Annotated in this window: 17 protein-coding genes; 4 read left to right on the top strand and 13 right to left on the bottom strand. The window is 65.4% G+C overall.

Features of this window, described 5'->3' with window-relative positions; all coding sequences use genetic code 11:
• Nucleotides 1–13: 13 nt before the first annotated feature.
• The 10 genes from AC1DKR_RS19635 to AC1DKR_RS19590 all read right to left on the bottom strand — a co-directional run bounded on the left by AC1DKR_RS19635 (nt 14) and on the right by AC1DKR_RS19590 (nt 11,087).
• Entirely contained in the window at nt 14–1,237 is a 1,224-nt protein-coding gene (locus AC1DKR_RS19635) for an acyl-CoA reductase (protein ID WP_230111663.1), read from the bottom strand.
• Nucleotides 1,234–2,340 (bottom strand): LuxE/PaaK family acyltransferase, encoded by a 1,107-nt coding sequence (locus tag AC1DKR_RS19630; protein ID WP_230111662.1) that lies wholly within the window; start codon nt 2,338–2,340, stop codon nt 1,234–1,236. The genes AC1DKR_RS19635 and AC1DKR_RS19630 overlap by 4 nt, the downstream gene beginning before the upstream one ends.
• The gene (locus AC1DKR_RS19625; RefSeq protein ID WP_230111660.1) at nt 2,337–3,737 is read right to left on the bottom strand and encodes an AMP-binding protein; all 1,401 of its coding nucleotides are present in this window, start codon (nt 3,735–3,737) and stop codon (nt 2,337–2,339) included. The genes AC1DKR_RS19630 and AC1DKR_RS19625 overlap by 4 nt, the downstream gene beginning before the upstream one ends.
• Nucleotides 3,738–4,481 carry an SDR family NAD(P)-dependent oxidoreductase gene (locus AC1DKR_RS19620; RefSeq protein ID WP_478034601.1) on the bottom strand — a complete coding sequence of 248 codons (744 nt, stop codon included), beginning with the start codon at nt 4,479–4,481 and terminating at the stop codon, nt 3,738–3,740.
• Nucleotides 4,482–4,483: 2 nt separating this feature from the next.
• Nucleotides 4,484–4,732, bottom strand: coding sequence for an acyl carrier protein (locus tag AC1DKR_RS19615; protein WP_230111656.1), 249 nt, complete (start codon nt 4,730–4,732; stop codon nt 4,484–4,486).
• A complete protein-coding gene (locus AC1DKR_RS19610; protein ID WP_478034593.1) occupies nt 4,729–5,487 on the bottom strand; it encodes a GNAT family N-acetyltransferase in 759 nt (252 codons plus the stop codon). The genes AC1DKR_RS19615 and AC1DKR_RS19610 overlap by 4 nt, the downstream gene beginning before the upstream one ends.
• Complete coding sequence (locus tag AC1DKR_RS19605; RefSeq protein WP_230111652.1) at nt 5,484–6,539, bottom strand: glycosyltransferase family 2 protein; 1,056 nt, start codon at nt 6,537–6,539, stop codon at nt 5,484–5,486. The genes AC1DKR_RS19610 and AC1DKR_RS19605 overlap by 4 nt, the downstream gene beginning before the upstream one ends.
• 146 nt (nt 6,540–6,685) lie before the next feature.
• Nucleotides 6,686–9,160 (bottom strand): LTA synthase family protein, encoded by a 2,475-nt coding sequence (locus AC1DKR_RS19600; protein ID WP_230111650.1) that lies wholly within the window; start codon nt 9,158–9,160, stop codon nt 6,686–6,688.
• A gap of 239 nt (nt 9,161–9,399) precedes the next feature.
• Entirely contained in the window at nt 9,400–10,341 is a 942-nt protein-coding gene (locus tag AC1DKR_RS19595; protein ID WP_478034584.1) for an electron transfer flavoprotein subunit alpha/FixB family protein, read from the bottom strand.
• The gene (locus tag AC1DKR_RS19590) at nt 10,341–11,087 is read right to left on the bottom strand and encodes an electron transfer flavoprotein subunit beta/FixA family protein (RefSeq protein WP_478034580.1); all 747 of its coding nucleotides are present in this window, start codon (nt 11,085–11,087) and stop codon (nt 10,341–10,343) included. Before AC1DKR_RS19590 ends, AC1DKR_RS19595 begins: the two co-directional genes overlap by 1 nt.
• Before the next feature lie 286 nt (nt 11,088–11,373).
• Between AC1DKR_RS19590 and rfbB the strand changes: the two genes are divergently transcribed.
• Genes rfbB through rfbD form a run of 4 tightly spaced genes read left to right on the top strand, consistent with a single transcriptional unit; the run spans nt 11,374 to nt 14,775 of the window.
• Complete coding sequence (gene rfbB, locus AC1DKR_RS19585) at nt 11,374–12,429, top strand: dTDP-glucose 4,6-dehydratase (protein ID WP_230111644.1); 1,056 nt, start codon at nt 11,374–11,376, stop codon at nt 12,427–12,429.
• A 14-nt stretch (nt 12,430–12,443) separates the two neighbouring features.
• Nucleotides 12,444–13,331, top strand: a complete 888-nt coding sequence (rfbA, locus tag AC1DKR_RS19580) for a glucose-1-phosphate thymidylyltransferase RfbA (protein WP_478034577.1) — start codon at nt 12,444–12,446, stop codon at nt 13,329–13,331.
• Nucleotides 13,328–13,885 (top strand): dTDP-4-dehydrorhamnose 3,5-epimerase, encoded by a 558-nt coding sequence (rfbC, locus tag AC1DKR_RS19575; RefSeq protein ID WP_230111640.1) that lies wholly within the window; start codon nt 13,328–13,330, stop codon nt 13,883–13,885. Before rfbA ends, rfbC begins: the two co-directional genes overlap by 4 nt.
• Nucleotides 13,882–14,775, top strand: a complete 894-nt coding sequence (gene rfbD, locus AC1DKR_RS19570; RefSeq protein WP_230111638.1) for a dTDP-4-dehydrorhamnose reductase — start codon at nt 13,882–13,884, stop codon at nt 14,773–14,775. Before rfbC ends, rfbD begins: the two co-directional genes overlap by 4 nt.
• Before the next feature lie 52 nt (nt 14,776–14,827).
• Here the strand turns inward: rfbD and AC1DKR_RS19565 are convergent, their stop codons facing one another.
• From AC1DKR_RS19565 to AC1DKR_RS19555, 3 genes are all read right to left on the bottom strand, one after another.
• Nucleotides 14,828–16,231 carry a mannose-1-phosphate guanylyltransferase/mannose-6-phosphate isomerase gene (locus AC1DKR_RS19565; RefSeq protein ID WP_108266812.1) on the bottom strand — a complete coding sequence of 468 codons (1,404 nt, stop codon included), beginning with the start codon at nt 16,229–16,231 and terminating at the stop codon, nt 14,828–14,830.
• A 12-nt stretch (nt 16,232–16,243) separates the two neighbouring features.
• Nucleotides 16,244–17,590, bottom strand: a complete 1,347-nt coding sequence (locus AC1DKR_RS19560; protein WP_229980191.1) for a phosphohexomutase domain-containing protein — start codon at nt 17,588–17,590, stop codon at nt 16,244–16,246.
• 97 nt (nt 17,591–17,687) lie between these two features.
• The gene (locus AC1DKR_RS19555) at nt 17,688–20,312 is read right to left on the bottom strand and encodes a DEAD/DEAH box helicase (protein ID WP_478034568.1); all 2,625 of its coding nucleotides are present in this window, start codon (nt 20,310–20,312) and stop codon (nt 17,688–17,690) included.
• Between the last annotated feature and the right edge of the window lie 41 nt (nt 20,313–20,353).

Here is a 20,353-nt window from a genome sequence, read left to right as displayed (position 1 = left end):
GTAGCTCATCGGGTCAGGTCGCTGGCAGGGTGATTTTGCGGGTAAGGACATCCAGCAGGTCGGTGCCGTCCCAGACCGGGTGGAAGTCCAGGGCGCGGCCGAACGGCACAACGCGATCGATGGCGCGATTGCCGAGACCGCATAGGAAGTCGCGCAGCGCCGAAGCCGTGAAGCCGTGCTGTACCAGCGTCTGGTCGCGGTCATCGAGTTGTGCTGCCAGCGCATCAAGTCCGTGCAGGTCGATTTCGACCACCAGACCGTGGCCGGACTGGATCTCGCGGATCCCGCCATCGGCGCGCGCCGCTTCCAGACGCAGCGGGTACAGGCCGATGGCATCGGCGGAGTGCACGCCATGACCGGTTGCAGCCAGCAGGTTGGCGTCGGTCACCCGTGCCATCAGCGCGGCCGGCTCGTCTTCCAGTGCGGCGGCCTGCATGCGCACCGCCGGCCAGAAGCGTGCCTTGGCTGCCGTGATTGCGGGCTCATCGCCGACCCAGTACAGGGTGCGCGGTGACGAGCAGGCCTGCTGGCCGAACCAGAGTACGTCGTTGCAGAAGCGCCGGGCCAGTTCCTGGAGATCGGCATCGCTGCCTTCGGTGAGGGCCGCTGCGCGCATCATCGCTACACCGAAGCGGTCCGGGAAGGCGAGTTCGACGGCCAGTGGGGAGATCGGCAGCGAACGGATCTTGGCGACAGTGGCGTCCCCGCCCCAGATGATACGGGCGTGGCAGTGACGGGAGATCGCGGTGGTGATCGAATCGTCGTGCGGGTAGGTCAGCAGCACTGCACGTTCCAGTACCTGCGGGTGCAGGCCCTCGCGCTGCATGTCATGCAGGATCGAAACCAGCGCATCGCGCTGGGTGCTCTGCTTCTGCGACAGGCGCGCCACGTTGGTGTTGCCCGACAGCACCGACATCAGCCAGGCGTATGCGAACAGTACGTCCACGTTGGCCGGCGCCAGATGGAAGATCAGGCCGCGGGCCAGGTCCAGTTCGGTCGGGTGCGTTCCGATGCGTTGCGACAGCTGGTTGACCGCAGCGCCGCGGAACCAGTGGCCCAGGGTGGCCAGCTCGGGGTGCTGGCGCAGTTGCGGCAGTGCGAATACACGTCGGGAGAAATCAGCGACGAACTCGCGCAGCGGTGCGCTGAACGGCAGCAGCGGCGGCAGTGCTGACAGGCGTTGCAGTTCAGCGTCCAGCGCGGCGTCCGGGTGGATTGAGAAGAGCAGTCTGGTCATGCGTTGGGTACCGTGCGGGTATCGCTGCAGCCGCGGATTTCCACGTTCTTGATACGGCCAAGCACCGCGAAGTGCTTGCCGGGACGGCCACAGGCGCAGTCGTCCTCGCCGTGGATCACGCCGAGATCTTCGGTCAGCAGGCTGTGGCCGGGATAGCTTTCGGGCAGGAGGCTCAGCACCTGGATGGCACCGGTGGTGCCATGTGGTACCGGGCGCAGGTCCTGCAGGTCACGCACGATCACGTCTGCATAGGCCGGTGCATGCAGGTGGCCCTGCTCGCATTCGAAGAAGATCGAGCCGACCTGTTCGACCATTCCGTAGTAATTGTGCACGCGCTCGATGTCGAACGTCTGCGACAGTGCGGCCTTGTAGGCGGCATTGTCGACCTTCTGCTCGTCCATCTTCTTCCAGCCGCCGCCATGTACCAGCATGCTGCCGGCCGGAAAGCGGATCTGCTTGCCGTCGCGGCGTGCGGCCTGCACGAACGACTGCCAGACGATGAAGGTAAAGCCGAACAGCAATACCGGCTCGTCTGGCTGGGCCTGCAGCCATTGCTCCAGTGCGGCCCAGTCCGGCTGCAGGTCTTCGTCCAGCAGGTACAGGTGGTCACGGCCGAAATTGGAGAAGCCGAGGATGCCTGCGGCGCGCGCATTGAAGCGGCTGCGGTCGCGCAGGAAGCTGGAGTCGTCGACCACCAGCATGCGCAGGCGCTTGGCACCTGCGAAGTGGGAGAAGATGCGGGTCAGGGCACGGGCCTGGGCACGTGCGGTGTCGGCGTCGAGGAAAATGCGCGATACCGCGGCACCGGTGGTGCCACTGGATACCAGTGTGCGCGAAACCTTGTCATCCTCGATGCTCTTGAGGTCCATCAGCTTGAACATGCGCACCGGCAGCCACGGTACCTGCTCAAGGCTGGCCGCGTCGTCGGCCGGCCACAGACCGTCGAGAATGCGCGCATAAGGGGCGCACTGCGCGCGGTGGTGGCCGGTCAGGCGATTGAGCCCGTCCAGCAGCCAGGCGCGCTTCTGTGCGCGGTCCAGGCCGAAGACATCGACATCCAGGGCGGCGGCCGCATCGGCAGCCGGCGCAGCGGGCAGGGTCACCTTGCAACTCCTTGTCCGGCCATCTGCCGGAGACTCTGGTAATCCACCTTGCCGCTGGCCATCAGGGGCAGCGCATCCAGATGGAGGGTACGGACGTGGCCACCGAACAGCTTGTAGCGTTCCTGCACAAGCTGGCGCACCTGCGCCTGTTCGGCGATCTCGGTGCCGTGGCTGAAGGCCACCAGGTCGTCATCGTCGCCTGAGCAGACGATCTGCTGGCTCAGTGCAGACGACAGCATGGCCTCGACTTCGTCGAGATTGACCCGGTTGCCGGAAATTTTCAGGAAGCGCTTGGCGCGTCCGGTGATGTAGTGAAAACCGTCTTCGTCGACGCGGGCGAGGTCGCCGGTGCGCAACACACCCTGCAGCTCGTCACCCTTGGCCAGGTCGGCGCGGGTGCTGGCATAACCCATCATCACGTTGGCGCCGGAATAGATCAGCTCACCGGTCGCGGCATCGACCTGCATACGGCCACCGGGGACCGGAATACCGATGCTGCCGACCTTGTCGATGATGCGTGCGGAAGGAACGTAGCTGATCCGTGGCGATGCCTCGGTCTGGCCATACATGACGAAGAACTCCAGGCGATGGGCCTGGCTGGATTCAGCGAAATAAGCCACCAGTTCATCGCGCAGGCGGCCGCCGGCCTGGGTCAGCATGCGCAGGCTGGGCAGCTGCAGCCGGGCAAGGCCCATTCGCCGCAGGATCTCGAAGGTGGCCGGGACACCGGACAGTGAGGTGATGCCGTGACGGCGTGCGCTGTCCCAGAACTCGCGGGTCATCAGGCTGTCCTCGCTCAGCACCACCGATGCACCCACGGCCAGGTGACTGTTGAGAATGGACATGCCGAACGAGTAGGCCAACGGCAACGTGGTGATCGCGCGATCTTCGGCATGCAGGCCCAGGTACTCCACGATGGCGCTGGCATTGGCGTCCAGGGCGGTGGACGACAGGCGCACCAGCTTGGACGAACCGGTACTGCCGGAGGTGCTGAGCAGCAGTGCCAGGTCAGGATGTGGCGCGTCGGTTGCTGCGTCCGCCTCGCGCACGTGCAGGGACACCGCTGTGCCCTGCTGCACGGTCCGGTAGCCTTCGGCGGCCTTGCCCGGGCTGGCCACCCAGTCCGGCTGGTAGTGCGCCACCAGCGCGGCCAGCAGCTGCGGGTCGGTATCCGGCTGCAGCAGCAGCGGAACCTGGCGTCCGCTGCGCAGCGCGCCAAGGTACAGGGCAACGGCATCGACATGGCTGGGCATGCACAGCAGGCCCATGCCGCGCCCGTCCGGAAGCTGTGTGGCGTGCTGGTCGGCCAGCTTGGCCAACGCGGTGTAGTCCAGCGACTGCTCGCCGTCGATCAGGGCAATGCGCGCGCCGTGCTGCTCCAGGTTCCAGAACGACATTCAGACCACCATTTGTCCGTCGATGCCAATCACCTGTCCGGTGACATAGGTGGAGGCATCACTGAGCAGGAAGGCCACCAGCGCGGCGACTTCCTCGGGGGTGCCGGCGCGGCCCATCGCAATCGATGCAACGCGCTTGGCATGCGCTGCCTCAGGCATGTTGCGGGTCATGTCGGTGTCGATGAAGCCCGGCGAGACGGCGTTGACCCGGATGCCGCGTGGGGCCAGCTCCTTGGAGGCCGAGCGCGTGGCACCGAGCAGTGCCGCCTTGCTGGCTGCGTAAAGGCTGAGCCCGGCGGCACCATTGATTCCCATGATCGACACCAGATTGACGATGCTGCCTGCGCCGCTGCGGGCCATCAGCCGTGATGCGTACTGCATCGCCATCAATGGTGCCTTGACGTTGACAGCCAGCACCTGGTCGATGTCCTCGCCACGGATCATGCCCAGCAGGCCTTCATGCAGCACGCCAGCGTTGTTGACCAGTCCGTCCAGCCGGCCGAAGCGTGCAAAGACCTGTTTGAACAGGCCGGCGATGGCCTCGGCGTCGGTGAGGTCCAGCGCCGCACACAATGCCGGCGGCGCGCCGAGTGCCTGAACCTGTGCATCCAGTTCAGCCAGGGCCTGTCCATCGCGGGCCACCAGTACCAGTTGCGCGTGCTGTGCAGCCTGCTGCAGGGCGATCGCACGACCGATGCCGCGCGATGCACCGGTGACCAGGATGACGGGCGCGACGTCGGCCATGATCAGACAGCCGCGCCGTGCTTGCGCAGGATTTCGCGGGCCTTGCCGACCGAACTCATGTCGATCACTTCGTCCATGTCGATCATCACGCCGAATGCTTCTTCCAGCGCGGCCACCACCGACATGTGGGCGATCGAATCCCACTGCGGGATGGTGGCGTAGCGCAGTTCATCGTTCACGCTGTCGGCCGCGATGCCCAGCACACGGGCGAACACGGCAACGACCTTGTCTTCGGTAACGGTGTTATTCATAGAAATTTCCTGAACCCAAACAGGGTGCTGTTGAAATGGAAGCCGAGGCGGGCATAAAGGTTGAGGATGCCCGTATTGGCGGCAGAAACCAGGGTCGTGCACTGCGGAACGCCGCGTGCGGCGAGCGATTCCAGAGCGGTGATCCAGAGCGGCAGGGCCAGCATCGCATAGGGGCCGGTGGCACCGGTCAGGAGCAGCTCGCAGTTGCTGTTGTCAGCCGCCACGCGTTCGGCATGGAAACCGATGGTGCGTCCGCGTGATTCGGCGACCTGGGCCAACCCGCCGCCGACCAGATCTTCGATCCAGTTGGCGGTGCGCAGCGCCGCGCGCTGCGGGTCGATGGCAGGATCTTCCAGGAAGCGGCCATGCGCGAAATCGGTGGTGGCGATGCGCCGCAGTTCGGCCACGTCCGCACCGGTCGCCGGACGCAGCGTCGGCAGCATGCCGCGCGGTACCGGCGGCAGGTTGGCAAAGCCGCTGCGCGAGACGGTCAGGGAGGTTTCCACGAAGGCATAACCCTGCATCAGCAGGGCCGATTTGGCCGCCGTCTGGGTCGCGTCGATGCGGCCGAACAGGTAGTGCACGGCATGCGTGGCGCACCATTGCTCCAGTTCGGACAGCAGCGGGGCAGCCTGCTCGGCAGTGGAGATCTCCAGGCAGGTCACCTCGACGGTGACAAAGCCCAGTGCGCGTTCGTCCCAGGGGGTCAGGCGCGCGGCAATGCGGCCCTGGCCGTTGTCGATGACCACGTTCACCGCATTTCCTCTGCGTCGTTCACCGCATCGGCGACGATGTAGTACGGGCGCTTCTGCACGTTGCGGAACACCTGGCCGACATACAGACCAACCACGCCGAGGCAGAACATCACCAGGCCGCCAATGAGCCAGACCGAGCCGATGATGGAGGTGTAGCCGGCCACCTCGATGTCCCCGTCCCACCAGCGCAGCAGGCTCATGGCCACCAGCACGAAGGCGACCAGGGAGCAGACGATGCCGGTGCCGGCAACCATCCGCAGCGGCTTTTCGGAGTAGCCCAAGGCGATGTTCATCGACAGCTTGAGCAGCTTTCGCAGGGTGTAGGAGGTCTCCCCGACAGTGCGGGCCTGGTGCTGCACCGGCAACTTGCCGATGCGGAAGCCGGCCCACTTGACCATCAACGGGAATGAACGGTCGCGTTCGGGCATCTGGCACACGGCCTGGATGACCTTGCGGTGGTAGATGCCGAAGTTGGCCGTGCTCGGGTCCTGGGGAACGCCGGTCAGCCAACCCAGCACACTGAAGAAGGTCCAGGAGGACAGGCGCTTGAGCGGGGTGTCCTGACGTTCCAGGCGCTGCGCAAACACCACATCCAGTTGTTCGGCATTGGCCTTGCGATAAAGCGCCGGAATTTCGCCGGGCACGTCCTGCAGGTCGCAGTCCATGACGACGGTCCATTTGCCACGTGCGTGTTCGATACCGGCGGAGATGGCTGAGTGTTGGCCGAAGTTGCGCGACAAACGCAGGCCTCGCAGCCACGGGCGGCTGCTGGCCAGTTCCGCGATCCGGGCCCAGGCCCCGTCGGGGCTGGCGTCGTCGACCAGGATCATCTCGAAGCTGACGCCCATCGTCGTGATCGCCGCTTCCACCTGGTCCACAAGGTCTTCCAGACAGCCCTGGCAGCCATAAACCGGCGCCACCACTGAAATTTCAAGGGTGGAATCCCCGCGGCTTGGAGAGGAAGGCATCGCGTCTGTCATGGCGTAGAGGGATCCTGGCGCGCCCTGCCTCGGCACGTGAATGTCACCATCTCGACAGGTGGCCGGATGCACGGAGAGCTGCGTGCCCCGGCATCCGCCCGCGCGACGATCAGTGGCGGCAGTCGCCGATTATAGCTTTACCGGCCGTCTCACACCGGCCGGGTGTAATCTTCGCCAGGCTGGGCGTGGGTCCACGCGTTCAGCTTCTGCCGGCTGTGTCAGTGGCTGGCCTCAAGCTGGATCGCGCCCAGTTCCACTGCCGCATGCCCCGGGCAGCCGATCGACACCGGCAGCGAGCCTGGCTTGGCGAGCAGTGCAGGATCGCTGAAGGCGGAGGTCACCAGCAGATCGCCGTAAGCGGTGGCTCCGGACGTGGTGCCGACACGTACCTGCGGATGCCCCTGCAACTGCTTCATGGTGATCCAGATTCCACTGCTGCCGTCGGGCTGCAGGTTGAATCCTTGTGCTGCCGTACCGGTGCGCGGGCCCCACTGGTCAACCGTGAAGCTGCACGCGTCGGCAGCAACCGATGGTGCCGGTTCCGGCGCAGCCGAAACATCGAGAGTGCCCACCTGTACCGGTGGTTGGCCGGGGCAGCTGAGGGTGACCGGGACGGGACCGGCGAGGTTGGCGATGGCGCCGGTAGCAAAGGCGGCCGTGATCAGACGCTCGCCCGCATTGGCCTTGCCGACGGTGTTGCCGATCTTCACCTGGGGCGTGCCGCGCAGATGCTTCATCGTGAACCACATGGCGCTGGAGCCGTCGGGCTGCACATTGAACCCCTGTCCCGGCGCCGTCTGGTGCGGGCCCCATTGATCGACCTCGAACTCGCAGTCTGCATGGCTTGCTTCGACCACCATCGGGTGCAGGCGAGGCACGCGGAACGTCTCGGCATGCTGCGTGCGCAGGTAGTGGCCATCGCCGAGGACGGTGTCCTGGCGGAGGGCGCGCAGCTGGTCGAACTGCTTCCAGGCGGCATTGCAGGTCGGGGTACGCGGTGCGCTGTCGCGGCCGGCACAGTCGTTCCAGCTGCCGTCGTTGCCGGTGAGGAGGTGCCCGCGGAAGGGGCGCAGCGTCATCGGGCCGCGCTGCGCCGACTGCGGCAGCAGGGCTCCGTTGCCCAGCAGCTGGCCGATAAGGCCCGGCAGCTCGTACATCGGCAGATCGGTGCCTGTGCGAAGCGCTCCGCGGTGCCCATCGAGGATCAGCAGCGGTGTACGGCTGATGCCGACCTTGCGCCGGGTCGCCGGGGTGTCGAACACCGCCTTGTCACCGCCGTTGACCGCGGTGTAAGGGTCAGGGTCCACATCGAGCGATGGCGAGTGATCGCCGAAAGCGATGATCAGGGCCTCTGGATCGCGTGCCAGGACAGCTTCGGACCAATCCATGAAGGCCTTGGTGGTATAGGCCACTGCATTGGCATAGGCATGAAGCACTGGAACATCAGTCGGGCTGATCGTCACCAGGTCGGGGCGGCGCTCGGTATTGCGGACAAAGCCCCAGTGTGACGACAGCGAAACGAGATAATTGAACAGGGGGCCGTCGGATTGGTTTTCATCCAGGTACTGCAGGTTCTGCCTGAAGAACGAACTGTCGGCCAGCAGACCACCTTCCAGATCATCCAGCTCGAAAGCGCTGATCGGTCGGTACAGATCGAAGCCGGCGTGGTCATAGGCACGTACCCGGTTCCAGTTGTCGGCAAGATGCGCGTGGCTGGCCACCGTGCGGTAGCCCGAGCGCGCCAGCACTGCAGGAAGGCAGGGCGAGGGATTGCGCATCAGGTTGACGAAGGCGACCGAGTTGCGCGGAGCGGGCAGGCCGCACAGCACCTCGAACTCGGCGTTGGCGGTGGCCCCCCCCATTTCCGGCGACAGCACGTAGGGGCGTCCAGCGCTTTCCCACAGTGCCAGGAAGCGTGGGTCGAGCGGGCTGCGGGAGCTGTGGTAGCGGTCCAGGAGCGTGATGTCCCAGACGCTTTCGAGCAGGACGACGTGTACGTTGCGCGGCTTGCCGATGCTACCCGGGCGCCAGGCCTGCAGCGCCAGTGCATCGATCTCTGCAGCTGTAGGAACCTTGCGGGTGTCCTCGCGCATGATCCGCCAGTCTTCAAGCAGGTACAGCAACGGACCGCGCACCCGCAGCAGGCTGAGCTGATCCTCGCGGCCTGGAATCTGCACGATCTCGCCATTGGGCATCTTCAGTTCTTCGATTCCCACCGGAAGCAGGCTTTCGGAGATCGGACGCAACACGCCGGACGCAGTGGGCAGCAGGAACACGAACACGGTCGCGGTGGCCAGTGCCAGCAGGCTGCGCCAGCGCGGACGGAGGCTGCCCAGCGGGAGCAGCACAGCGATGGCAATCAGGACCGTGGCCAGCAGCAGGGGGCGGCCAGACAGAGTGGCCAGCAGGATGGGCAGCGCCTGTACATCTGCGATGGAAAGCGGCATGTGCAGCATCGCCACCTTCGCCGCGTTGCCGACCAGCAGCAGGCTGGCCAGTCCAGCTGCCAGTGCCGAACCCCACCAGTGATTGCGCAGGGCAGGGCCAAGCAACCACAGTGCGCAGCCCAGCAACAGTCCGGTAGCAATGATCGCTCCGGCGCCATACGTGAATCCAAAGCTGATCCATGCCGCTGCGGCCGTCACACCGCAGGCCACCAGGGCGATCGGCAGGTACTTCCATGAAGCAGCCAAATCCTTGGCAAATGCACGGGCAGTTGCCCTTGTTCCTGATTTCATCAATATGACAAGCGTGTGAAAACGGACGCATTCTGGTCCGCGAAACCGCGCATGGCCAGCCCCGGGGCATGTCGCTATGTATCAGAATTTGTCGACCCCGGCGCTTTGCGGTCACGCGAATATCCCCGGCGGAAGTGTGGCTCCAGCCGGGGATCGTGCCCACTGCTTCAGGCGTTGCAGCTATGGGGGCCGAATCAGCCCAACGCGGCTTCCAGCTCCGGCAGGATCGCAAACAGATCCCCCACCAGGCCGATATCGGCAATCTCGAAGATCGGCGAATCCGCATCCTTGTTGATCGCGACAATGGTGCCGGCATCCTTGATGCCGGTCAGATGCTGGATGGCACCACTGATGCCGACTGCCACGTACAGTTCCGGCGAAATGATCTTGCCGGTCTGGCCGACCTGCAGGTCGCTGGGCACGTAGCCGGCGTCCACGGCCGCACGCGAAGCACCGACGGCGGCGCCGAGCTTGTCGGCCAGCTGGAAGATGATCTTGAAGTTCTCTTCCGAACCGACGCCACGGCCACCGGAGACCACGCGCTTGGCGCTCTGCAGGTCCGGGCGGTCGCTGGCGCCGGCGGCCAGGCCGACGAAACGGGTGTGGCTCGGCAGGGCCGCATCGACGCTGGCGGCTTCAACCGAGGCACTGCCACCCTGGGCGGCTTCCGGCCACGACGCGGCACGCACGGTGGCGACCACGATCTGGTCGGCCGGCGCTTCGACGGTGATGATCGCGTTGCCGGCGTAGATCGGGCGCTTGAAGGTGTGGCTGCCTTCGACGGCCATCAGGTCCGAAACCTGGTTGACGCCGAGCAGGGCGGCCACGCACGGCATCAGGTCCTTGCCGAAGGTGGTCGACGGGCCGAACACGTGCGTGTAGCCCTTGGCCAGCTGCGCGATCTGCGGGGCCAGTACCTGGGCCAACGCCTGTGCGTTGGCAGCGTTGGCCACGGTCAGGACCTTGGCGACGCCTGCGATCTTCGCCGCTTCAGCAGCAACGGCGTTCGGGTCGGCAGCCAGCACCAGCACATCGATGCTGGCGCCGGAAATGGCGGCCGCAGCGCTGACGGTCTTGGCGGTGGCGGCGTTGAGCTTGCCGTCGTGGTGCTCGGCGATGACGAGAATCCTGCTCATTACAGCAACCCCTTCTGCTTGAGTGCGGCGACCAGTTCGGCCGCGTCCTTGACCATCACGCCCTTGCTGCGCTTGGACGGCGCGGCGTACTGGGTGGTCTTGAAGGTATCGGCGGCTTCAACACCGAGGTCGGCCAGCTGCAGGGTCTCCAGCGGCTTGGCCTTGGCCTTCATGATGTCGGGCAGCTTGATGAAGCGCGGCTCGTTCAGGCGCAGGTCGGTGGTGATCACGGCCGGCAGATCGACTTCCAGCGTTTCCAGGCCGGCGTCGACTTCACGGGTGACCGTGGCCTTGCCGTCGGCGATCTCGAGCTTGCTGGCGAAGGTCGCCTGCGGACGGCCCCAGAGGGTGGCCAGCATCTGGCCGGTCTGGTTGGCGTCGTCGTCAATGGCCTGCTTGCCCAGGATCACCAGATCCGGCTGTTCCTTCTCGATCAGCTTGAGCAGGGTGCGGGCGGCGGTCAGCGGCTGGATGGCCTGGTCGGTGACCACGTGGATGGCACGGTTGGCACCCATGGCCAGGCCGTTGCGCAGATGCGCCTGGGCGTCGGCCGGCGCGATGGTGGCAACCACGACTTCGCTGGCGATGCCCTTGTCGCGCAGGCGCAACGCTTCTTCCAGGGCGATTTCATCGAAGGGATTGGGAGACAGCTTGACGCCGTCGGTGACCACGCCGGAACCGTCCGGCTTGACCTGAATGCGGACGTTGTAGTCCACCACGCGCTTGTACGCGACGAGGATTTTCATCTGGTACTCGATCCTTGTAGTGCCGGCCGCTGGCCGGCTCACAGTAACGGGAAACGTCCGGTCCTCGCACAGCAACCGGTTCGGGGGTGGGATCCCGATTCTAGCTGGCTTGGGGTGACCATGCGAATGCGTATGGTTATGCTGCGATGCCGCATGAGGCGCCGCTGCAGCGACCTGCGTTCACGTCCAGCAGGCAGTCGTGAAGACGGGGCCGATGTATCCTGTAACGCTGATTCGGGCCTCCTCAGCGTGGCCAGTAGACGAAACTTCAACAGGAGAACGAGTAGTGCCCACATGGCTTGTCACCGGCGGTGCCGGATTCATTGGCGGTAACTTTGTTCTCGAAGCGGTCGCCCGTGGCGTCAAGGTGGTCAATCTCGATGCGCTGACCTACGCCGGCAATCTCAAGACCCTGTCCAGCCTGGACGGCAATCCGGACCACGTGTTCGTGCAGGGCGACATCGGCGACAGCGCCTTGGTGACCCGCCTGCTGGCCGAACACCAGCCCGATGCGGTGCTGAACTTCGCCGCTGAAAGTCACGTGGACCGTTCCATCGACGGTCCGGGTGCCTTCATCCAGACCAATGTGGTCGGGACCCTCGGGTTGCTCGAGGCCGTGCGCGATTACTGGAAGGCGTTGCCGGCCGAGCAGGGCGCGGCGTTCCGCTTCCTGCACGTGTCCACCGACGAGGTGTACGGCACGCTGGGTGAGACCGGCAAATTCAGCGAAACGACCCAGTACGCGCCCAATTCGCCCTACTCGGCGTCCAAGGCAGCTTCGGACCATCTCGTGCGCGCGTTCCACCACACCTACGGGCTGCCGGTGCTGACCACCAACTGCTCGAACAACTACGGCCCGTACCACTTCCCGGAGAAGCTGATCCCGCTGGTGATCGCCAAGGCGCTGGCCGGTGAGCCGCTGCCGGTGTACGGCGATGGCAAGCAGGTGCGCGACTGGCTGTTCGTGACCGACCACTGCGAGGCGATCCGCACCGTGCTGGCCAAGGGCAAGGTGGGTGAGACCTACAACGTCGGTGGCAATTCGGAAAAGCAGAACATTGAAGTGGTGCAGGCGATTTGTGCGCTGCTGGACCAGCGCCGCCCGCGTGCGGACGGCCAGCCGCGCAGCAGCCAGATCACCTACGTTGCCGACCGCCCGGGCCATGACCGCCGTTACGCGATCGATGCCTCCAAGCTGAAGAACGACCTGGGCTGGGAGCCGGCCTACACGTTTGAACAGGGCATCGGCTTCACCGTCGACTGGTACCTGGACAACCAGGAATGGGTGAACGGCGTGCTCGACGGCAGCTACCGCCTGCAGCGCATCGGCACCGCGGCCTGAACCAAGGACACGACATGACCCAACGCAAGGGCATCATCCTCGCCGGCGGCTCCGGCACCCGGCTGTACCCGATCACCAAGGGCGTCAGCAAGCAGCTGCTGCCGGTGTATGACAAGCCGATGATCTATTACCCGCTGAGCGTGCTGATGCTGGCGGGCATCCGTGAAGTGCTGATCATCAACACCCCGCACGAACAGGCCTTGTTCCAGCACCTGCTGGGCGATGGTTCGCAGTGGGGCATGGACATCCAGTACGCCGTGCAGCCGAGCCCGGATGGCCTGGCCCAAGCGTACCTGATCGGCCGCGATTTCGTGGCCGGCAAGCCGAGCTGCCTGGTGCTGGGTGACAACATCTTCCACGGCCACGGCCTGCGCGAGGTGCTCAAGCGCGCCGACGAACGCGTGGACGGTTCGACCGTGTTCGGCTACTGGGTCAATGATCCGGAGCGCTACGGTGTTGCAGAGTTCGACAAGAGCGGCAAGGTGATCGACCTGGTCGAGAAGCCGGAGAATCCGCGTTCGAACTATGCGGTCACCGGGCTGTATTTCTACGACGGCAAGGCCAGCGACTACGCTGCCGAACTCAAGCCTTCGCCGCGTGGCGAACTGGAGATCACCGATCTCAACAAGCGCTACCTGCAGGAGGGCAATCTGCACCTGGAAGCGCTGGGGCGTGGTTATGCGTGGCTGGATACCGGTACCCACCAGTCGCTTCTGGAAGCGTCCAATTTCATCGAGACGATCCAGACCCGCCAGGGCCTGCAGGTCTGCTGTCCGGAAGAAATCGCCTTCGGCCAAGGCTGGATCAGCGCCGAGCAGTTGGAAGCGCTGGCTGCACCGCTGATCAAGAATGGCTACGGCCAGTACCTGCACAAGCTCGCCCTGCGTGGAGTCGTTCCGTGAAAGTGATCGAAACTTCACTGCCGGGTTGCCGGGTGATCGAACCGGCGGTTTTCGGTGATGAGCGTGGTTTCTTCTACGAGACCTGGAACGCCGAGCGCTTTGCTGCATTGGGCCTGCCGGATCGTTTCGTGCAGAGCAATGTGTCCACCTCCAGCCGAGGTGTACTGCGCGGGCTGCATTACCAATGGCCGCGGCCCCAGGGAAAACTGGTATCGGTGCTGGAAGGCGAGGTGTACGACGTCGCCGTCGACATCCGCCGCGGCTCGCCGACGTTCGGCCGCTGGGAGGCGGTCGTGCTGAGCGCTGAGAACAGGAAGCAGTTCTGGATTCCGGAAGGCTTCGCCCACGGATTCGCCGTGCTGTCCGAGCGCGCATTGTTCAGCTACCTGTGCACGGATGTCTACGTCAAGGAGGTGGATGCCGGCATCCGGTGGAACGATGCCGATATCGCCGTGGACTGGCCGATCAGCACTCCGACCCTTTCGGCCAAGGACGAGAATGCCCCATTCCTGAAGGACATCGCCGAAGATCGCTTGCCGGTGTACGTGCCGTGACCGTGCTGGTGTTCGGCGGCAACGGGCAGCTCGGCCAGGAACTGCTGCGCGCACTGGCTCCGCTCGGCAAGGTGGTAGCGACCACCCGCAGCGGCACGTTGCCCGATGGCAGCACCTGCGAGGTGGCTGATTTCGGCCGGCCTGACAGCCTGCCGGCACTGCTGGATCGCCTGCAGCCGTCGGTGGTGGTCAATGCGGCCGCTTACACCGCCGTTGACCGTGCCGAACGGGACGTTGATGCCACCTTCGCTGCCAACGCGCAGGCGCCGGGCGTGATCGCGCGCTGGTGTGCGGCGCATGGCGTGCCGTTCGTGCATTACTCCACCGACTACGTGTTCGATGGCCAGGGCACGGCCCCGTACCGTGAGGATGAACCGACCGCGCCGCTGGGGGTCTATGGCACCAGCAAGCGTGATGGCGAAGACGCCGTGCGCGCTGCCGGCGGCCGTCATCTAATCTTCCGCACGGCATGGGTGTATGCCTCGCACGGCGCAAACTTCCTGCGCACGATGCTGCGGGTGGGCGCTGAGCGCGATCAGCTGCGTGTGGTGGCCGACCAGATCGGCACGCCGACGCCGGCGGCATTGATCGCTGATGTCACCGTGCAGGCGCTGCAGCATCCGGGCGCGCTGTCGGGAACGTGGCACCTGACGGCGTCGGGCCAGACCAGCTGGCATGGCTTTGCCGAAGCGATTTTCGCCGAAGCGCTGGTGATGGGCGTGCTGGACAAGGTGCCGTCGGTTGAAGCCATCCCCAGTTCCGAATATCCGACCCCGGCCAAGCGACCCGCATGGTCGGTGCTCGACAACCGCAAGCTGCAGCAGGACTTGGGCATCGCGCTGCCAACGTGGCAGGACGGCCTGAAGCGGGTCATGGCCGAGATTGCCTGACCCGGTAGGCGATGTGCCGACCAACGGTCGGCACCCACCGCAGGGCGTAGGGTCAACTCCGCCCGTAGGTATCCTCGAACCGCACGATGTCATCCTCGCCGAGGTAACTGCCGGACTGCACTTCGATCAGTTCCAGCGGCAGCTTGCCGGGGTTGCGCAGGCGATGGGTCACGCCCAGCGGGATGTAGGTGCTCTGGTTCTCGCTGAGCAGGATCACTTCGTCCCCACGGGTGACTTCGGCGGTGCCGCTGACCACGATCCAGTGCTCGGCACGGTGATGATGCATCTGCAGGCTCAACGTACCACCCGGCTTGACGGTGATCCGCTTGACCTGGAAACGCTCGCCGTTGTCGATCGAGTCGTACGCCCCCCACGGGCGGTAGACCTTGCGGTGCCAGGTTGCTTCGCTGCGGCCGTCGGCCTTCAACTTTGCCACCACCGTCTTGACCTCCTGCATGCGGTCGGCCTTGCCGACCAGCACCGCATCGTCGGTCTCGACCACGATGACATCGTCGAGTCCGACCATCGCCACCAGGCGCTCGCCGTAGGCATACGTGTTGCGGCAGTCGATGGCGATCACATCGCCCTGGTGCGCATTGCCATCGCCGTCCTGCTGCGACACATCACGCAGTGCGGTCCACGAGCCGACATCGTTCCAGCCGGCATCCAGTGGCACCACCACCGCATCAGCGGTCTTTTCCATGACCGCGTAATCGATCGAATCGGACGGCACGGCAGTGAACGCGTCCTTGTCCAGCCGGGTGAAATCGGCATCGCGGCGTGCGCTCTGCCATGCGTCGCGGCAGGCCGACAACATGGCCGGCTGCAGGCGTTCCAACTCCTGCAGGTAACGCGAGGCCTTGAACAGGAACATCCCGCTGTTCCAGTAGTACTGGCCGCTGGTCACGTAGCCGGTGGCGGTGTCCAGGTCGGGCTTCTCGACGAAGCGTTCGACCGCACGCACGCCGTGGCCGTCGGCGGCCTTGATGTAACCGTAGCCTGTTTCCGGGCCGGTCGGCACGATGCCGAAGGTGACCAGCTTGTCGGCTTCAGCGGCGATGGAGGCGGCCTGGACCGCAGTGCGGAACGCAGCTTCATCGGTGATCACATGATCGGAGGGCAGCACCAGCAACAGCGCATCGGCACCATCGCGGGTGGCTTCCAGCGCCGCCACGGCAATCGCCGGAGCGGTGTTGCGGCCGACCGGCTCGAGGATGATCGCGGCTGGTTCGGCACCGACCTGCTGCAGTTGTTCGGCAGCAACAAAACGGTGCTCTTCGTTGGCAACGACCAGCGGCCCGCGGCTGGCGATCGGGGCCACGCGCTGCCAGGTGGCCTGCAGCATGGTCAGTTCACCGGCCAGGGGCAGGAACTGCTTGGGATAGGCCTCGCGTGAGAGGGGCCACAGGCGGGTACCGGAACCGCCGGACAGAATGACAGGCTGGATGTTGCTCATGGTTGTCCCAGGTTACTGCTTGAGGAGGGCGGAAATCTCGTCGGTGCGGGCCTGCATCAGGGCCGCATCCCCGCGGGATTCCACGTTCAGGCGCAGCAATGGCTCGGTGTTGGAGCTGCGCAGATTGAAACGCCAGTCGCCGAAGTCGGCGCTGATGCCATCGGTGTGGTCCAGTGCCGGCGACTGCACGGCGAAGTGTTCCATCACGCGGGCCACGGACGCCTTCGCATCGCTGACCTTGAAGTTGATCTCGCCGCTGCACGGATACGCCGCCATGCGGTCCTCCACCCAGTCGGCCAGCGAGCGGCCGCTTTCGGAAATCAGCTGGGCGATCAGCAGCCAGGGGATCATGCCCGAGTCGGCATAGGCGAATTCGCGGAAGTAGTGATGGGCGCTCATTTCGCCGCCGTACACCGCATCCTCTGCGCGCATCTTCTCCTTGATGAAAGCGTGGCCGCTCTTGCACAGCACCGGCACGCCGCCAGCCTGCTCGACCATTTCCACGGTATTCCAGACCAGCCGTGGGTCATGCACGATCTTGCCGCCCGGGTTGCGGTCCAGAGCCGCCTTGGCCAGCAGGCCGACCAGGTAATAGCCCTCGATGAAGCGCCCGCTGTGATCGAAGAAGAAGCAACGGTCGAAGTCGCCGTCCCAGGCAATACCGAAGTCGGCGCCGTGCTCGCGAACCGCCTCAGCGGTCGCGGCGCGGTTCTCCTGCAGCAGCGGATTGGGGATGCCGTTGGGGAAGTTGCCATCGGGTTCGTGGCAGATGCGGATGAACTCGAACGGCAGGTGCGGTGCCAGCAGGTCGACGATGGCGCCGGCGCCGCCGTTGCCGGCGTTCACCACCAGCTTCAGCGGCTTCAGTTTGCTGACATCGACATAGGACAGCAGATGCTGGATGTAGGCGCTCTTGTCGTGCTCGGCGGTCTGCCCAGCCTTGGCCGGGGCGGCGGGCGCGGTATCGGCGGCAACCGCATCGGAGATCGCGAACAGGCCGGTGTCCGAGCTGATCGGGCGCGCGTTCTCCTTGACCAGCTTCATCCCGTTGTAGTCCATCGGGTTGTGGCTGGCGGTGACCATTACACCGCCAGCTGCACCCAGGTGATCGGTCTGGAAATACACCTCTTCGGTACCGCACAGGCCGATGTCGATCACTTCGCGGCCGGTGCCGCGCAGGCCCGATGCCAGCGCATCCTGCAGCGCCGGGCTGGTCAGGCGCACGTCATGGCCAAGGACCACCGGGCCGGGCGCGAGCTGCGCGGCCAGGGCCACGCCTATGCGGCGGGCCAGGTCTTCGTTCAGTTCTTCCGGCACGCGGCCACGGATGTCATAGGCCTTGAAGGCGGGCAGGGGCATCGATCAGATCCTTTGGTGAGCTCAGCTTTTCATTGTAGCGCCCGGCCTGTATGGGAATCGTTTCCATCAGGCAACGCCACATGACTGACGTTCCCTGTCAGGCCTGCGCCGGCCGCCTGCTGGCCCTGCCAGGGCGTCTGCCCGGTGCACCCGGCAGCGGCGCCAGCAGCGCCTCCAGGTCTGCTGCATCGAAGCGTGGACCTGTGCCTCCGGCACCCTCGAGGATCGCCTCGGCCAGCTCGGCCTTGCGCTGCTGCAGGTCGGCGATGCGTTCTTCGACGCTGCCCGCGGCGATCAGCTTGTAGACGAATACAGGCTGTTGCTGGCCGATGCGATGGGCACGGTCACTGGCCTGGTTCTCGGCGGCCGGGTTCCACCACGGATCGAAGTGGATGACGGTGTCGGCGGCGGTCAGATTCAAGCCCACGCCGCCGGCCTTCAGGCTGATCAGGAACACGGGAACCTCGCCGTCCATGAAGCGCTGTACCGGTGTTACCCGGTTCTGGGTGTCGCCGGTCAGGGTCACGTAGGCCAGGCCCAGCGCATCCAATGCCTGCGCAATCAGGGCCAGCATGCCGGTGAACTGCGAGAACAGCAGGATGCGGCGTCCTTCTTCGACCATGGACGGCAGCATCTCGCGCAGCAGGTCCAGTTTGGCCGAGCCTGCAGTGCGCGCGGATGTCCCGCCCGGCAGCAGACGCGGATCGCAGCAGACCTGGCGAAGCTTCAGCAGGGCGTCCAGCACCACGATGTGGTTGCGTGCCAGCCCGCTGCCGTTGATTGCTTCGCGTACCTGTTTTTCCATTGCCGCACGCACGGTTTCGTACAGTTCGCGCTGGCCGCCTTCCATCGCCACGGTGCGGGTGATGACCGTCTTCGGCGGAAGTTCGGAGGCAACCTGGTCCTTGCGTCGGCGCAGGATGAAAGGACGCATGCGCTGGGCCAGCAGCTGTGCGCGCCGGCGATCGCTGCCGCGCTCGATGGGGTGGCGCCAGTGCTGGTTGAACTGCTTTTCGCTGCCGAGCAGCCCGGGCAGCAGGAAGTCGAACTGCGTCCACAGCTCGCCCAGGTGGTTTTCCAGCGGGGTGCCGGTCAGGCACAGTCGATGACGGGCCTGCAGCGTGCGCAGCGTGGCCGCTGCACGCGATCTGGGGTTTTTCACCTGCTGTGCCTCGTCCAGGATCAGCAGGTGATAGGAATGCGCCTGCAGTGCCTGTTCGTCGCGCCAGAGCAGGGGGTAGGTGGTCAGTATCAGATCATGTGCGGCAATGGCGCCGAACTGCGTGTCACGTGCGGGTCCATGCAGGGCCAGTACGCGCAGATCCGGGGTGAAGCGCGCAGCTTCACTCTGCCAGTTGTGCAGCAGAGACGTCGGCATGACCACCAGTGCCGGTTTGTCCAGGCGGCCGCTCTGTTTTTCAACCAGGAGATGGGCCAGGGTCTGCAGTGTCTTGCCCAGGCCCATGTCATCGGCCAGCACGCCGCCCAGACCCTGCTGGCGCAGGTACTGCAGCCAGGACAGGCCTTCAAGCTGGTAGCTGCGCAGCGTCGCGCGCAAGCCCTGGGGCGCCGGGACAGCGGTCATCGCCGGTGCGTCCAGCAGGCGCTGCACGCGTGCGCGGGTATCGTTGCTGCTGTGCAGTCGCAGCTGCGCGGCTTCCTGCAGTGCCTGCAGGCGTCCGCGATCGTGCGCCTGCAGGCGCAACGGTTGCCCGTGGTCGCCGAACAGATCCGCCAGCAGCGCGATCACCGGTTTCAGGCGGCCTGCGCGCAGGGCCAGGCGTTCATTGCCCGCCGTCGTCAGCAGTACGTTCTCGTCATCGCCGATCGCGTCCAGCTGGCCGCGCAGCCAGCGCGGATCGGACTGCAGTACGCCCTGCAACAGCGGAACCAGGGCAACGCTGCGGCCATCGACGTCAATGGTCAGGGCCAGGTCGAACGCAGTGCTGTCGGTGGGCATCGACCGCACATCCAGGTCGATCTCCTCCACCCGGGTGATGCGATGGCGGAAGGCATCGTCAGTCTCGATCTTCCAGCCCAGCGCTTCCAGCCGCAGCACATCCTCCAGCAGGAAGCGGGTCCAGTCGAAACTGCGCAGCTCGAACAACGGACCACCGCCATCCAGCACGATGCGCGGTTGCCGCTCGCGGTGCAGGTGGACGCTGTTCAGTTCAGCTTCGCGTCGTGCCTCCCCGGCCAGGTCACGCGGCAGCAGGTAGAGCTGGCCCTCGGCGCCATGCACGAACAGCGACGGGTCGTCGAGAAAGCGCACGTGTTCGCCGTATTCGAAAGCGACGGTGGCGACGTCGAGCCACTGCGAAGCATCGCGTTCGGTGAGCCAGGCGGGACGGTACTCCATGCTGTGCAGATGGAGGATCGGCGTCATCGCCTGGGTCTGCAGGGTGGGCAGCGTTGGCCTGGAGGCCGGACGCAGCAGGCCCGGCGCGCCCTGCAGGGAGGTTTCCAGCGCGGCCAGCAGCACGGCGGCGACATGCTCGCAGTGCCCGCCCGCCGGACAGGTGCAGCGACTCTGCAGGGGGCTGTGCGGTGTGCGGGCGCTGGCATCCAGGTCGATCGACACCTGCCAGCCCTCGAGCTGGGCGGTCAGCAGCGGTGACTGGTAGCGCAGTTCACGCACTGCCGAAACGAGGTGGTTGCCCTTGCCCAGTGTCCCGGCATCCAGCCAGCGGGACAGTTCCCCTCCGGTGAATACTACGGCCATGCGTCGTCCTGTCCTCTCCATCTGCAGCACGCGTTGCCAAG

Source organism: Stenotrophomonas sp. 01N47 (assembly GCF_056399165.1).
Note: the sequence above shows the minus strand (reverse complement) of the source record. Positions and strands in the feature narration are given on the sequence as shown.

Bases quoted from the DNA above. Each gene is read 5' to 3' on its own strand.
- AC1DKR_RS19635 (WP_230111663.1), bottom strand. From the start codon at position 1,237: ATGACCAGACTGCTCTTCTCAATCCACCCGGACGCCGCGCTGGACGCT.
- AC1DKR_RS19625 (WP_230111660.1), bottom strand. From the start codon at position 3,737: ATGTCGTTCTGGAACCTGGAGCAGCACGGCGCGCGCATTGCCCTGATC.
- AC1DKR_RS19620 (WP_478034601.1), bottom strand. From the start codon at position 4,481: ATGGCCGACGTCGCGCCCGTCATCCTGGTCACCGGTGCATCGCGCGGC.
- AC1DKR_RS19615 (WP_230111656.1), bottom strand. From the start codon at position 4,732: ATGAATAACACCGTTACCGAAGACAAGGTCGTTGCCGTGTTCGCCCGT.
- AC1DKR_RS19595 (WP_478034584.1), bottom strand. From the start codon at position 10,341: ATGAGCAGGATTCTCGTCATCGCCGAGCACCACGACGGCAAGCTCAAC.
- AC1DKR_RS19590 (WP_478034580.1), bottom strand. From the start codon at position 11,087: ATGAAAATCCTCGTCGCGTACAAGCGCGTGGTGGACTACAACGTCCGC.
- rfbA (WP_478034577.1), top strand. From the start codon at position 12,444: ATGACCCAACGCAAGGGCATCATCCTCGCCGGCGGCTCCGGCACCCGG.
- AC1DKR_RS19565 (WP_108266812.1), bottom strand. From the start codon at position 16,231: ATGAGCAACATCCAGCCTGTCATTCTGTCCGGCGGTTCCGGTACCCGC.
- AC1DKR_RS19560 (WP_229980191.1), bottom strand. From the start codon at position 17,590: ATGCCCCTGCCCGCCTTCAAGGCCTATGACATCCGTGGCCGCGTGCCG.
- AC1DKR_RS19555 (WP_478034568.1), bottom strand. From the start codon at position 20,312: ATGGCCGTAGTATTCACCGGAGGGGAACTGTCCCGCTGGCTGGATGCC.